At 66.7% G+C, this 14164-nt stretch carries 11 protein-coding genes; 9 read left to right on the top strand and 2 right to left on the bottom strand.

Annotated features, from left to right (window positions below; translation table 11 throughout):
• The 4 genes from HCN51_RS56760 to HCN51_RS56745 all read left to right on the top strand — a co-directional run.
• On the top strand, positions 1 to 1383 hold a 1383-nt coding region (locus tag HCN51_RS56760; RefSeq protein WP_206069091.1), incomplete at its 5' end, for a tetratricopeptide repeat protein.
• A 31-nt stretch (positions 1384 to 1414) separates the two neighbouring features.
• Complete coding sequence (locus tag HCN51_RS56755) at positions 1415 to 2284, top strand: hypothetical protein (RefSeq protein WP_168022073.1); 870 nt, start codon at positions 1415 to 1417, stop codon at positions 2282 to 2284.
• A 142-nt stretch (positions 2285 to 2426) separates the two neighbouring features.
• On the top strand, positions 2427 to 2855 hold the full coding sequence (locus HCN51_RS56750) for a MarR family winged helix-turn-helix transcriptional regulator (RefSeq protein WP_168022072.1): 429 nt from the start codon (positions 2427 to 2429) through the stop codon (positions 2853 to 2855).
• 24 nt (positions 2856 to 2879) lie between these two features.
• Positions 2880 to 3965, top strand: coding sequence for an FAD-dependent oxidoreductase (locus HCN51_RS56745; RefSeq protein ID WP_168022071.1), 1086 nt, complete (start codon positions 2880 to 2882; stop codon positions 3963 to 3965).
• A gap of 213 nt (positions 3966 to 4178) precedes the next feature.
• On the opposite strand, the gene HCN51_RS56740 is transcribed toward HCN51_RS56745, so the two are convergent.
• Positions 4179 to 4928 (bottom strand): SDR family NAD(P)-dependent oxidoreductase, encoded by a 750-nt coding sequence (locus tag HCN51_RS56740; protein ID WP_168022070.1) that lies wholly within the window; start codon positions 4926 to 4928, stop codon positions 4179 to 4181.
• 132 nt (positions 4929 to 5060) lie between these two features.
• Between HCN51_RS56740 and HCN51_RS56735 the strand changes: the two genes are divergently transcribed.
• Positions 5061 to 5495 carry an Rrf2 family transcriptional regulator gene (locus HCN51_RS56735; RefSeq protein ID WP_168022069.1) on the top strand — a complete coding sequence of 145 codons (435 nt, stop codon included), beginning with the start codon at positions 5061 to 5063 and terminating at the stop codon, positions 5493 to 5495.
• Positions 5496 to 5887: 392 nt separating this feature from the next.
• Here the strand turns inward: HCN51_RS56735 and HCN51_RS56730 are convergent, their stop codons facing one another.
• Complete coding sequence (locus HCN51_RS56730) at positions 5888 to 6784, bottom strand: hypothetical protein (protein WP_168022068.1); 897 nt, start codon at positions 6782 to 6784, stop codon at positions 5888 to 5890.
• A gap of 37 nt (positions 6785 to 6821) precedes the next feature.
• On the opposite strand from HCN51_RS56730, the gene HCN51_RS56725 reads away from it, so the two are divergent.
• The 4 genes from HCN51_RS56725 to HCN51_RS58705 all read left to right on the top strand — a co-directional run.
• Positions 6822 to 8405: a hypothetical protein gene (locus tag HCN51_RS56725; RefSeq protein WP_168022067.1), complete on the top strand. Its 1584-nt coding sequence runs from the start codon at positions 6822 to 6824 to the stop codon at positions 8403 to 8405.
• Positions 8363 to 12211, top strand: coding sequence for a polymorphic toxin-type HINT domain-containing protein (locus HCN51_RS56720; protein WP_168022066.1), 3849 nt, complete (start codon positions 8363 to 8365; stop codon positions 12209 to 12211). The genes HCN51_RS56725 and HCN51_RS56720 overlap by 43 nt, the downstream gene beginning before the upstream one ends.
• A 15-nt stretch (positions 12212 to 12226) precedes the next feature.
• Positions 12227 to 12661 carry a hypothetical protein gene (locus tag HCN51_RS56715; RefSeq protein ID WP_168022065.1) on the top strand — a complete coding sequence of 145 codons (435 nt, stop codon included), beginning with the start codon at positions 12227 to 12229 and terminating at the stop codon, positions 12659 to 12661.
• Between the two features lie 1076 nt (positions 12662 to 13737).
• Positions 13738 to 14164 (top strand): hypothetical protein (locus HCN51_RS58705; RefSeq protein WP_206069090.1); only part of this gene is annotated, 427 nt, incomplete at its 3' end.

Below are 14164 nucleotides of genomic sequence, written 5' to 3'. Positions count from 1 at the left end.
TCTCTTTCTGCGACGATGCGGGCCATGGTGGCAGAGTTCAGGGTCATGAACGCTGATGATCTCGATCGGCAATGGCGTCTGTACGAAGGGGTGACGCCGGACGTCGTGGATCGTCTGATCGAGCACGGGCACCTCGACACGGTGGTGGCGACGGCCCGCTCGGGCGAGTGGTTCTCCGCCGCCGGCGCGGTGAAGGAACTGGCCGCCAGGCGGGACTGGAAGTCCGCATGGGAGGTCCTCGCACCGTTCGCCGAGACCGGCTGGTGGCACGCGATCAAGGTGGCCGCCGATCTGCTGGAACGGCAAGGACGCGTGGACGAGGCCATCGGGCTGGTACGGGCACAGGCCGAAGGCGGTGAGCGCCTGGCCTGGAGCGCGCTGGCGAGATTGCTGGCCCGGCATGGGCGGGTGGATGAGGCGATCGAGGTGTTGCGTCCTCACCTGGAGGACTGGTTGCTGCTCGAGGCGGTGGCCGAGGCCACCGAGGGACACGGCCGCGACGAGGAGGTGACCGAGCTGCTGCGACCGGCGGTCGAGGACAAGCTGCGCACCGGTGAACCGTGGAACGCCGTGATCCTGATGGGCCGGGTCCTGGAACGGCAAGGACGCGTGGACGAGGCTCTCGGCCTGCTCCGACGCAGCAACGAGGCCGACCAGTACAGTTTCGCGAACGAGGTCGAAGAGTTCACCGCGATGCTGGCCCGCCACGACCGGCTGGAGGCGCTTCGCGAGCTCGCCGCCGAACCCGACGGCGGCTACGCCGCGTCCGCTCTGGCCGACCGGCTGGCACAACGGGGAAGGATCGATGAGGGCATCGCGATCCTGCGCGGCGCACCAGGGAAGTGGCTGTCGAAGGTCGTGCATGACCTGGTGCGTCTGCTCGCGGAGAGTGGCCGGGTGGACGAGATCGTCGAGGCGGCTCGTCCGGAGATGGAGGGCCGGGACTGCGGGTGCCTGCTGACGGAGGTGGTGGACGTTCTGGCCGCCAACGGCCGCGCCGGAGAAGCGTTCGATCTGATCGCCGAGATGGCCCGGCACCATGAACGCGATGAGAACTTGCAGGACTTCTTGAACCATCAGCGGCTGATGCTGCTGGCCGAATCCGGACGCCTCGACGAGGCGATCGCCGAGGCGTCGACCCCCGCTGAAGATCCGTACGGTTTCCGTGCCGATTCTCTCGCTCGGTTGCTGGAGAAGGCAGGGCGCGCCGACGAAGCGATCGCCGTCCTCATCGAGTCCGGCCACAACCCTTCGTACGCGGCCGGGCTGCTGATCGAGCGGGGCCGCGTGGAGGAGGCCGTCGCCATCTGCCGTCGGCCGAGCGCCACCCCCGCCATCGCGCCCAGCGCCACTGACGAACGCTATGACGAATGTCCGTTCTGACTGGCCTGGCGTCAGGGAGATCGGCTTCCTCATGAAGGAGAATGACATGGATGCCGGTTTGGCGGTGCTCGCCGATCACCGGACACCTGCCGAGGGGGCGGAATTCCGGGAACTCGTGTCCGACTGGATGGAAACGGTCCTCGCCCATACGGCCGGCGATCTCTTCGGACCGACGGTGGACCCGATTCGTCGAGCGAGCGCTGATCTGTGTTCGACACTGCGCATTGTCTCGCTGCGCAGAGGACGCAGAACCGTCAAAGAGTATGACGGGGTGCCGGAACACTATCCAACCTTCTGGCAAGCAGGGCTGGAGCGCCCGGAAGAGATGTCACTCGTGCTGACGGCCAAGCAGGCTGACGGAAGCATGGGATTTCCGCGGCTGGTAACGGCCGCTCACCGGTTCGCGGACGCGCCGGAATGGATGACGCTGACGGCCGAGGCCCAGTTGGCGAAGTCGGCCGTCGCCGATGGCGCTCGGCTGCCGGAAGATTTCGCCGCAGCGCTGCGCCGGCATGCCGAGCGGCACCCGGTGCAATTCGGGTTCGTCGCCGACGACGCCGAGCCTCCGGCGAGCGCCCTGGAAAGGTCGCTGGGCCTTTTCGAGGAGGACACCCGGCCGCGGAGCGACCACTCCATAAGAGGCTACTCATGGGTCATGGTGATCAATCCGCGCGTTCTGGAAGCCGCGGGCGGGCTGTCGCACCTGACCGGAAGCGGTGCCTTCACCGCCGTTGAGACCCTCTCCGAAGGAAGGGTGTTCCTGCGGGCGACGGCCACGTTGCAGGAGTACACCGGCGCGGCCGTGGAACGGGTCCACACGGCCCTCGAACCGGTGCTGCCCTGGGGAAGACCGAAGTTCGACCCCAATCTCGCCTACCGCCGCCTCATCTACAGCACGTAGCGCGCCAATACCGAACGGTGCCCCAGCAATCCGCCTGCCAGATGGAAACGCCCTGGCAGGACACTCCTCGCGTAGCGCCCGCCGGTGTTACGGCGGAGACCTCCATTTGATTGTCAACACCGCAACAGTTAACGTGTTAACCATGAAGGAGAGCACGCTGGAGTTGATGCGGTGGGTGGTGTGGGCGCAGCGGCGCATCGCCGATGACTGGATACGGGAGCGCGGCCTCACCCACGAGCAGAGCGCCGTGCTGGCGTACCTGTCGAAGAACCCCGACGCCATCCAGCGCGACATCGTCCGGGCCACGCGCACCAGCGCGCCCGGCGTCTCGCGCCTCCTGGCCGGGCTGGAGCGGCGCGGCCTCGTGGAACGCCGCACGCAGGAAGACGACACGCGCAGCCGCCGGGTGCAGGTCACCCCGGCGGGCTCCGAGCTGATCCAGGGCTTCGAAGAAGCCATGGACCGCGTCGAGGAGTCGATCCTCGCGCCGCTCGGCGACGAAGGGCGGGCCCGGCTCCACGACCTCCTGGAGCAGCTCGCCTCCCGGCTCGACCCGCCCAGCCTCCCCTGACCCCGAGCAGTAAGGAACACCTGCATGACCCAGATCACGATCATCGGCGCCGGCCTCGCGGGGCTGACGCTGGCCCGAACCCTGGCCGTCCACGGAATCCCGTCCACCGTGTACGAGGCGGAGGCGTCCGCGCAGGCCCGCGGCCAGGGCGGCATGCTCGACATCCATGACTACAACGGACAGCACGGGATCCGTGCCGCCGGCCTGATGGACGGCTTCCGATCCCTCATCCTCGAAGGCCGCCAGGCATCCCGCGACGTGGCACCCGACGGCACCATCCTGGCCGACCAGCCCGACGACCCCACCGCCGGCCGCCCCGAGGTGCAGCGCGGCGAGCTCCGCCAGTTGCTGCTGGACTCCCTCCCCGCCGGCACCGTCGTCTGGGGCCACCGGACGCAGCACGTCCGGACCCTCCAGGACGGCCGTCACGAAGTCACCTTCGCCAACGGATCGACGATCGTCACCGACATCCTCATCGGCGCCGACGGCGCCTGGTCGAAGGTCCGGCCGCTGCTGTCCGACGCCACGCCCACCTATGCCGGACGCTCCATGGTCGAGACGTACCTGTACGAGAGCGACACCCGGCACCCCGCCACCCTGGCGCTGGTAGGCGGCGGCTCGATGACCGCCTACGACGAAACCACCGGCATCGGACTCGGCGTGCAACGCGAACGCGCCGACACCCTGCACTCCTACGCCATGTTCGACCAGCCGCTCGACTGGTTCGACGACATCGACTTCACCGACGGCCCCGCCGCCGCCCGCACGATCGCGGCGATGTTCAAGGGCTGGGCGCCGGAACTCGTCGCGCTGGTCGCCGACAGCGACATCCCGCCGATCTTCCGCCCCCTGTACGGGCTGCCGATCGGGCACCGCTGGGAACACGTACCCGGCGTCACCCTCATCGGCGACGCCGCCCACCTGGCACCACCGGACGGCGAAGGAGCGAACTGGGCGCTGTTCGACGCCGGCCAGCTCGGCAACGCCATCGCCGACCAGCCGGAGGACATCGACGCGGCCATCCGCGCCTACGAAGCGGCGCTGTTCCCGCGCAACATCGACACGGCCACGGCAGCCGCGGCCTACTACCCCGACTTCCAACCGTCCTGACCCGTCCACTCCAGGCAAGCGGCGTCACCGCTGTCACGGTGGGCCGCAGCATGAGGTGAGGCCGCCGTCGATCAGGAGCTCGGCCCGGTGCATCGGGTGCGCTGCATGTCCGGCCGCCGGCCGCCCTGCTCGTCCAGGAGTTCCTTGATCAGCGACGTGGCGATGACGCCGGGGTGCGATCCGGGATGGATGCGTGCTGACCGGCGCTGCGGCTCAGGCGTTGTAGCCGCCGTGGGCGTCCAGCTTGGCGCCGGTGACGTACGACGCGGCGGGGCCGGCCAGGAAGGCGATCGCCGCGGCGATCTCGTCGGGGTGTCCCATGCGCTGGAGGGACAGTGAGCTGAGCAGGGCCTTGAGGGTTTCGGGGTCGGGTGCGTCCATGCCGCCCTCCATCAGCCCGGCTTCCACGACGTTGGCGGTGATGCCTCGGGGGCCGAGGTCGCGGGCGACGCCCATGGTGTACCGCTCGACCCCCGCCTTGGTCGCCGCGTAGTCGGCCACGCCCGGGACACCGACTCGGGTGCCCAGCCCGGAGCTCACGGTGATGACGCGGCCGCCCTCGCGCAGCACTCGGGAGGCGGCCCGGGTGACGGCGATCACGCCGAGGTAGTTGGTGGCGTGCATCCGATCCAGGGCGGCGGTGTCGGCATCCGGGTCGTCCACCATCCCGCTCGCCGAGATCGCGGCGTTGTTGACGAGAATGTCGAGGCCGCCGAAGTGCGTGAGCACGTCGTCGATCAGTGCCGGCGCCTGGCTCACGTCCGCCTGGTCGGACTTGAACGCGGCGGCCTTCGCTCCCTTGGCGCGCACCTCGTCGATGACGGCCTGGGCCTGCTTGTCGGAGCTGACGTAGGTGAACGCGACGTCGGCGCCCTGCTCGGCAAGCAGTCGTACGGTCGCGGCTCCCAGCCCGCGGGACCCTCCGGTGACGAGGGCGACCTTGCCGGTCAGCGGCTTGTTCATTCTTCTCACCTCACTGGTTGACCATCTATGGGGCGGTCGTAACAGTAATGGTTACATTTTCCTGTCGCAACCTTAGCTGTTACGACAGTCGTTGTCGTAACATCGGGAGTTGCGACCGAGAGGAACGGGTTCATGAGCGCCAACAGCAGGTTGACCATCGCCGCCCACGCGCTGGCCTGGATCGGCCTCTACCAGCGCCAGGGCCACGAGGTCGCCACCTCCGAGCAGATCGCGGCCAGCGCGAGCACCAATCCCGTGGTGATCCGCCGGCTGCTCGGCGACCTGCGCCGGGCGGGGCTCGTGGAGTCCCGGCGCGGCGTGGGCGCGGGCTGGACGCTGGCACGCGACCTGGAATCGATGACCCTGCTCGATGTGTACGAGGCGGTGGAGCCCGGCCCGCTGTTCGCACTGCACCGCGCCGCCCCCGACCCGGAATGCGTGGTGGGTCACGGCATCCAGCCGGCGATGCAGCGCATCTACGACGGCATCGAGGAGACCCTCCGGCGCGAGCTGGCCCGCGTCACGCTGAAGGACGTACTCCAGGACGTCCTGGCAGTACCTCGCTGAAAGCGCCTATCGAAATGATCTTCGTTGTGCCTCGATCTATCGCCGTAGCCGAGGGAGGGGAGCACGGTGGCCCCTGGATGACCGGCTGGCATCAGGCGGCGGCTCGCCGAGTGGAACGCTTCCCGCGCGTGGCGGCGGCTGCACGCGGCCCTGCTTGCCGAGCGTCTGCGGAGGCTCAGGTCCGAGGAGTCGCTCGCTGATGGGCAGCAGTGCCAGGAGCCGGTCGGGGGCTGCTTCCGGGTCGCCTACCCGGCCACCCCCAACCCCAGCAGGCCTACTGCGACCACCAGGAGGATGTTCCGAGGCCGGCCTCGGCGAGCGCGCCATAACCCCACCCTTGAAGCGTGCCCGGCAGGAGCTGCCCCGGCACCTGTATGGCCATGCCTGCCGGGTCAGGGCCTGGTGAGTGCCCGGGCGGCCGCGGCCGCCACGGTGGTCACCAGCACCCAGCCGGCCACGATCAGCACCAAGGCGACGGTCTTGGACCAGCCGGTAGGGTCCCAGGCGGTGTCATGGCCCAGGCTGATCAGCGGTACCAGCAGGTCCAGGCAGTACATGAAGGGGTCCCAGTCCGGATGCTCGTCGGCCTTGATCGGGCACGGACCCGCTGTGGGCCCGCAGGTCACACGGGAGAAGAACAGGGTGCCGGCCAGCAGCAGGCCCAGCACGCCGGCGACGGCCCGTCCCGGCTGGTATCCGTACCCGACGGTGATGTCCTGCAACAGCCCCCAGGCCTGCCAGATCCGTCCGCGCGTGCGCGCGCTGCGGCGGAGCTTTTCCCGCAGCACCTGGCCGGCCTCGCGCGCCAGACCGGTCGCCCGCAGGCAGGCGGCGAGCTGGTTGTACGGGCCGGGCTCGGCATGCGGCGTGCCCGTGGCCAGCCACGCGAGGCGCTCGCGCACCGACATGTCACTCACCAGCGATTGGTAGGTGAACTGGTCGAGCGTGACCTGCCCGCTGCTCGCCGGCCATGCTCCGCGCCGATCGGCCAGGACGGCGACGGCAGCGTGGTCCAACTCGACCCGGCCGGGCGGGCGTGCCGGAGAGAACTCCAGGCGACGTGCGCTCATTCCGGAAGCACGCAGGGAGATCCCGTCCGCCTGACCGAACGCGGCACCGTCGAGGCGAAGATCTCCTTGAAGTACGGCTGAGCTGACGTCCAGCCGGCCGGACAGCCTACTATTGCGCAGGTCCAAGTCGCCCGCGACGCTCGCGCCCACGACGATGAGCGAGCCATGATCGTTGAGCTCGGCGCCGGTCAGGTCGACCCCGCCGGTGATACGCGCCATCGTCAGATCCACCGGACCGGACAACCGTGCTGAGCGCATGACCATGGTGCACCGCTTCGGCTACAACAAGGACGCGCAGTGGCAGTTGCAGTACGTCGGCAACCAGCGCGCCGAGCCGTGCGCCGACCGGTACTTCAACGACATGATCCCGCCGACCTGCACCGGGGTGTGGCGGTGGAACCTGGACCAGTCGATCGACGCCAACGAGAACGTCATCGACTACACCTATGAGCGCGAGACCAACTACTTCTGCATGCCCGACTGTGTCTCCGAGGTTTACGTGCCGTTGCCGTACGACCGGGGTGGTTTCCTCAAGCAGATCAGCTACGGTCACAACACGCAGGTGTCCGGCAGCACGCCGACCTCGCGGATGACGTTCACCACCTCCGACCGGGGCGGCCTGGACGTGCCGACCGACCTGACCTGCGGACCGTCCTGCACGACCAACGAGGCGGTCGCGTTCTACTCCACCCGCAAGCTCGACTCCATCCTCACCGAGTCCAAGAACCCCGCCTCCGGGGCCTGGGAGCCGGACACCCGCACCGACTTCCGCTACCGGTGGATCTACACCCGCACCGACTTCGGCCCGGCCTACGACCCGGTGCTGTGGCTGGACAGCGTGCAGCAGACCGGCCTGGCGGGCACGACCACGCAGAAGCTGCCGCCGGTCAGCTTCGACGCCGCCATGGTCGCGGGCAAGATGGAGTACGACAACTGGTGGGACTGGACCGACTTCCTGTCCTGGCGCATGGTGCCCCGCGTCGCCGGGATCGGCAACGGCATGGGTGGCCGCATCGAGGTCACCTACGGCCAGGCCGACCCGTGCGGGGGCGGCAAGGGCCGCGACGGCACCAACTACTTACCCGACGCCACCGGCGACTGCTACAAGGTCGACTACTTCTACAACGAGGAGACCGGCCAGGAAAACTGGGGCCGCTTCTTCAAACAACTGGCCATGAAGGTCGTCGAACGTGACCTCGTCGCAGGGTCGCCCGACATGGTCACCAGCTACGACTACCTCGACTCTCCACGCTGGACCAACCCGGTCAACTTCGCCCAGCCCGACCTCGCCCCGGCCGGCAGTGACTGGCGCGGCTACAGCACCGTCCGCACCACCCGCGGCTCCGGCAGCGACCCGAACGGTTACACCGTCACCTCCGACACCTTCTACCGCGGCATCGACGGCGCCACCATCACCACCTTCGAGGGCACCACCGCCACCGACTCCCGCGCCCTGCAGGGCCAGCTCCTGCAGGAGCAGACCTGGAAGCTGACCGCCACCGACCCGCGCGCCTACACCGAGGCCGAATCCACCCGCTACGAGTACCAGATCGCCTCCACCGGCACCGGCCCCGGCGTCCTGGACCCGGCCTTCGTGCACCGCACCCGCGAACGCACCCGCGAGCTGGTCACCGGCGGCGGGTGGCGCTGGAGCGAGCAACGCACCGCCTACAACAGCGACGGTCAGCCCACCACGGTCAATGACTACGGCGACACCTCGCTGACCACGGACAACACCTGCACGAGCACCACCTACGCCCGCAACCCGGCCAACGGCATCACCAGCCTGCCTCCACGGTGGAGAAACGCTCAGGCGACAGTTGCACCGCAGGGACGCTGATCGGCAAGACCGTCACCCTGTACGACGGCGGCACCGACCCGGCCACCAACACGCCATCCGACGGCAACGCCACCGAGACCCGCTCATACGCTAGCGCCACCAGCATCTCGGTCACCAAGAACACCTACGACGACTACGGCCGGCCCCTGACCGCCACCGACCCGATGGGCAAGGTCACCACCACGACCTACACCCCGGCGGCCGGCTGGCCGTACCAGGGCGCCAAGGTCACCAACCCGCTCGGCCACGCGGTCACCACGTACACCTCCCACCGCAACGGCCTCCCCACCAAGCTGGTCGATGCCAACAACAAGACCACCGAGATCGACTACGATGCCCTCGGCCGCGCCTCGGCCCTGTGGGAGCCAGGCCAGCCCAGGAGCGGGGGAACCCCGACCGCGACCGTCGCCTACGACATCCCCTTTGACGGCAACCTCGGCCAGCCCGCCGCCCCGGCCAAGACCACTATGCGCAAGCTGTTGCGCGGCACCACCTACCTCACGTCCTACAGCTATGACGACGGATTCGGCCGGACGCGGGAGACCCAGTCGAGCTCTCCCGCCGGTGGCCGGATCCTGTCCGTCACCGCCTACGACGCCCGTGGTCTTCCCGCTGCCACCTCCCAACCGATACACAACACCGGCGCACCAGGCAGCGGCCTGCTCAACCCCGCCCTGACCGCGCTGCCCTCGTGGACGAAGACTGTGTACGACAGCATGGAACGCCCAACCGCGGTCATCGACTACCGCGGGGCAAACGAGTACCGGCGAACCACCACCGCCTACCCGGGCCTTGACCGTATCGAAGTCACGCCGCCCGTCGGCGGCAAGACTGTCACGATGTCCGACGTCTTTGATCGCACGGTTAAGACCGAGGAGTGGAAGGACGCCACCACCCACCACGACACCACCTACACCAACAACGCCGCCGGTAACCTCACCAAGATCACTGATGCGAACGGCAACGTCCGCACCTTCACCTACGACTGGCTCGGCCGCCGTACTGCCGCAACCGATCCCGACGCCGGGAACTCCACCTATGGCTACGACGCCGCGGGGAGACAACTTTGGGGCGTCAACGGCAACGGCACCAAAACCTCCAACGTTTACGACGACCTCGGACGGAGCCTCACCCAATGGTCCGGCGAACCGCAGACCGGCACCAAGCTCGCTGAATGGACCTACGACAGCGTCGCCAAGGGCTACCAGACCTCCGCCACCCGCTACGTCGGCGCCAACGCCTATACCGATTCCATCACCACCTACGACAACTCCTACCGGCCTACTGCCACCAAAGTCACCATCCCCCAAGTCGAAGGCGGCTTGGCCGGTGAGTACGTCTTCTCTACCAAGTACGACGTCGCCGGCAACATGGTCGAGCAAACTGTGCCGGGCAAGGGCGACCTGAACTCGGAAACGCTCACCTTCTCCTACACAGACCTCGGCCTGGCCAAGAGCCTTACCTCGAACTACGGCGGCGGTACCACCTACATCAACGAAACCACCTACTCGGCCACCGGGCGCCTCAACGAACGCAGTTATGGTGCCAGCGCTCAGGTGAGACGCACCTTTACTTGGGATGAGGGGACTGGCTGGCTCAATCGGCTCACCACCACGTCCGGGTCGCAGATCGCGCAGGACGATCAACTCACCTACAACACCAACGGCGACATCACCCGTATCTTGGACGCCGCCTCCGCCATCCCGGGCAGTAGTCCCGGTCAGTCGGAGTGCTTCGCCTATGACGGCCTGTCCCGGCTGAGTACCGCCTACACCACCACCGGCTCAGCGTGCGCCGCGGGAGCCGATGGCAATGGTGGCGACCCCTATGAGCAGTCCTTCGCCTACGACCCTGTCGGCAACCTCACCAGCGTCACTGACGGCGGCACCACCGCAACGTACGAATACCCGGCCGCCGGCCCGTCCGCTGTTCGGCCCAACGCTGTCAGCTCTATCGCCAGGCCCGGCCGGATCGACACCTACGGTTACGACAATGCCGGCCAGCTGACCGCCCGCACCGTTGACAACAAGCAGGCCACCTTCACCTGGAATGCTTTGGGGCAGATGGATAAGGCCGTCGTCAACGGCCAAGAAACCTCGATGGTCTACGACGCCGATGGCGAACGGCTCATCCGTCGTGACCCTGACGGCACCGCAACCCTCTACCTCGGTTCGATGGAGGTCCAGGCCAGTGGTACAGCGACCAGGTCGACGCGCTATTACACCGGCCCTGACGGCGCTGTCGTCGCCATGCGCACCGGTACTACGCTGAAGTGGCTGGCATCAGGTTTGCACGGCTCCAGTCAACTGGCCATCGATGACGCTACCGGTCAGGTCTCCCGCGAACGCTATCTGCCTTTCGGCCAGCGCCGTGGGGGCGATGATTTGCCGTTCACCGACCGGGGTTTCCTCGGCAAGACCGAAGACGCCTCTACCGGTCTGGACTATCTGTCCGCCCGCTACTACGACCCCGCCATCGGCAAGTTCGTCTCCACGGATCCCCTCCTCGACGTATCCAAGCCGCAATGGACGAACCCCTACTCCTACGCGGGCAACAATCCCGTCGGCACCTCCGACCCAACCGGGCTCAGGCCCATCGACGACTCAAAAGACGCGGTCGACGTCTGCTACAAGCCCAAGAGCCAAGCCTGTAAGCAGTACCGTAAGCGGCAAGCCGAAGTCGACGCCAAGATCGCTCAGGCTGAGGTCGACCGGCAGTTGAAGGCCCTGATGGATGCCGTTCTCGCCATCGGGAAGATCATTGCGGACGAGCTCGGCATCACCGACGGCATCAAATGCTTCACCAGCGGGGACGTTGCCGCCTGCGGTAGCACCGCCATCAACGTGCTCAGCTCCCTGGCAGGCGGCATGGTCGGAAAGCTTGCCGTCAAGTACGGCCTCCCATGGAAGTGGAAAAAGGCCTACGAAATTGGCAAGAAGGTGGTGCAAAAGGCGAGCGATGCAATCAACGCATTCAAGAATTGGCTGAAAGCGAGAGATCGCCTCAAGGCGGCTTCGAATCGCTTGCAGCCGGCGATCCGCGAATGCAACAGCTTCGCTCCCGGGACAAAGGTAGTGCTTGCCGACGGTACCTCCAAACCCATCGAACAGATACGGACCGGCGATCAGGTCCTCGCGTCAGATCCGCAGACGGGTAAGACCGAGGCCAAACCGGTGATCGCCATCATCACCGGCGTCGGAGCAAAGAACCTGGTGTCCATCACAGTCGACACCGATGGCGACAGGGGAGACAGTTCAGGCGTCGTCATGGCGACCGCTGAACATCCCTTCTGGGTGAAAAACCTAAACGCATGGGTCGGCGCCACCAACCTCGACCCTGGCGCATGGCTGCGTACGAGTGCGGGCACATACGTTCAGGTCACAGCAGTGACCAGATGGACCGCCGGTTGGCAGCGTGTACACAACCTCACTGTGGGAGACACCCACACGTATTACGTGAGCGCCGGCCATGCAGACGTCCTCGTCCACAACGCAGGCGAGTGCGACGATGTCCCCTTCGGGCCAAAGCTCAACTACGAAGCCAACCCGAAGCACGCGAACGGCAAATTGGGGAGCAAGGTGGGCCCCGAGCCGACGAATGCCGAGGCCATGCTTCACCGGTCACTGAACGTAAATGAGAGAAGAAGGATCGCGTACGATGCCGCGACCGGTGAAATAATCGTCTTCGCTCAGACGGGCGGCGCCACCTGGCACGGCTACGTGGTCACGTGGCAGCTTCTGGACCAGAAGTCGAAGAACATCTTCATCCGGGCTGGGATCTTCAACAGGAAGGGGAAGGCTCTCTAGCCTTCATCGAGACGCATGAATTGGGAGACCGGAGAAGGCCTGATTGGGTGCGACGATCCCGAAGAGGTCGACGCGGCGTTCGATCGAGGCGAACCACATGTGGGCGCGGCGCTGATCGGCTTGGCGCTGAACTGCCCCGATGTCGATGTGGTCGCGCCACGAGCGATCCGTGCGATCTCTTCGGGCAGGCACGAGCTGCGAGGTCAAGGACTGACGGCCCTGTCCCACATGGTCAGGCTGACGAACCAGGCAGACAGCGCCTCTGTCGCTTTGCTCAGATCGCTACTCCGGGATCCCGAGATGCGTGAGGTGGCCGAGAACTACGCGGCAGACCTCTGGACTTATGTCCCTCACAGAGACCTGCCCGCCTGGCTCCACCGCTGGTCTTACATGTACCTACTCAGGCACAAAATCGCCATCTGGTGGTGGAGCATCACCCGGCGCGGCTGAAGCGTTAACCTCGGCAGACAGAAAGTCTCAAGGTAGGCTGGCACGCCGGGTCGGCTGACAAACTGGTCGCTGCGTTCATCTCTGTTCGGGAAGGGCCTCGTGTTCGGACTGGCCCTCCGGGGCGGCCGAGCGTGGAACATCCCGGAGCAGATGAGGCCCGCTGGGCGTTCGATCGTGGGTGCTGTTCGGGCTGCGCTGCCGCAGGCGCCACGGCTGGCACCTCGACCCCGAAGCCGCGCGCCTGTTCCCCGGATAACATGCCGGACATTGGGGAGATCCTTCGGGCCATCACCGAGCCCGCAGATCACATCGTCGTCAACAGCCTGGGTACCGGTCTCCAGCACCATGAGCGGCCGCGTCTTGGACGGGCGAGCGTGCGCCACAAGCCGGAGCTCACGCACGTATTTGGCGCGATCAACGGCTGTAATTATCCGAAGCCCGGGTGGTCGGAGCGGGTGGTCGGACGCGGGGATAGCCCAGAATCACGGTTCGACCTGGGCAAACGCGCCCAAGATCATCCCGTGCACGTCCCCTGATCATGGTCTTACGGCTGCATGTGAGCACCGTCCGCTGCCTATCGAGAGCGCAAAACAAAAGACCTGCGGCTATGAAACCGCAGGTCAGGGGCCTGAAATGCCGATCTAGGTGTGTGCCCCCGGCAGGATTCGAACCTGCGGCACCCGCTTTAGGAGAGTAGTGCCTGTACAGCTGGCTAACATGCTCTGACCAGCATGGATGCTTCGTGCCGCCCGCGCCGTCCGGAAGATCATCCCGCGCATGTCCCTACATCCGATGTGGCTGGCCATCAACGTAAGACCTACTTCGCTCTACGGATCAGAAGGTTGGGTTCCGGCAGGGCCAAGCGTTCTCACGTTGTGAAACCGAATAACTGAAGGCTGTCGGCGGGGTGGCTGCGGTAGTGGTCGGTGGCGGCGGCGATGTTGGTCCAGCCGATCAGGAGGGCCAGGCCTATGACCAGGTTGCGCAGACTCGCCAGGATTCGGGGTGCGGTGCCGGTGCGGATGCGGGAGGCGTCTTCACGGTAGGTGACATCGCGGATGTGGTGCAGGGCCTCGATGTTCCTGGATGGCCTGGGCGGCGTGCGGGAAGAGCAGCCCGGTACGGGCGGTGCAGATCTTCATCCGGCGAACTTCGCGGCGGTCGTGCCCGCCTTCGTCGGTGCGGTCGTTGAGGATGGCTTCGCGCCAGGGCAGGGCCTTGAGCCGGCACAGGAGCGGGGGCTGGTTGCCCTTGACGATGAACAGCTGGTGGCCACCGGCGGCGGTGACCTGCCGGGCGTGTCCGTGCTGGTCGTGCAGGGCGTCGGCGGTGACCACTACGCCGGTCAGGTCGAGCCCGGACAGCAAGGGTGTGAACGCAGAGATCTCGTTGCTTATGGCTCAACCTGCCGCTGGGCCACGACGATGTGGATGTCGTGGCGGGTCGCGGCCAGCAAGTGGATTGTGCCTTGGCTACTGCGGCTGCCGCGCAGGGTCTTGCCGT

Source organism: Nonomuraea composti (assembly GCF_012034275.1).
Classification (GTDB): domain Bacteria; phylum Actinomycetota; class Actinomycetes; order Streptosporangiales; family Streptosporangiaceae; genus Nonomuraea; species Nonomuraea composti.
Note: the sequence above shows the minus strand (reverse complement) of the source record. Positions and strands in the feature narration are given on the sequence as shown.

Bases quoted from the DNA above. Each gene is read 5' to 3' on its own strand.
- HCN51_RS56745 (WP_168022071.1), top strand. From the start codon at position 2,880: ATGACCCAGATCACGATCATCGGCGCCGGCCTCGCGGGGCTGACGCTG.
- HCN51_RS56715 (WP_168022065.1), top strand. From the start codon at position 12,227: ATGAATTGGGAGACCGGAGAAGGCCTGATTGGGTGCGACGATCCCGAA.
- HCN51_RS56755 (WP_168022073.1), top strand. From the start codon at position 1,415: ATGAAGGAGAATGACATGGATGCCGGTTTGGCGGTGCTCGCCGATCAC.
- HCN51_RS56740 (WP_168022070.1), bottom strand. From the start codon at position 4,928: ATGAACAAGCCGCTGACCGGCAAGGTCGCCCTCGTCACCGGAGGGTCC.
- HCN51_RS56735 (WP_168022069.1), top strand. From the start codon at position 5,061: ATGAGCGCCAACAGCAGGTTGACCATCGCCGCCCACGCGCTGGCCTGG.
- HCN51_RS56725 (WP_168022067.1), top strand. From the start codon at position 6,822: ATGACCATGGTGCACCGCTTCGGCTACAACAAGGACGCGCAGTGGCAG.
- HCN51_RS56750 (WP_168022072.1), top strand. From the start codon at position 2,427: ATGAAGGAGAGCACGCTGGAGTTGATGCGGTGGGTGGTGTGGGCGCAG.
- HCN51_RS56730 (WP_168022068.1), bottom strand. From the start codon at position 6,784: ATGGCGCGTATCACCGGCGGGGTCGACCTGACCGGCGCCGAGCTCAAC.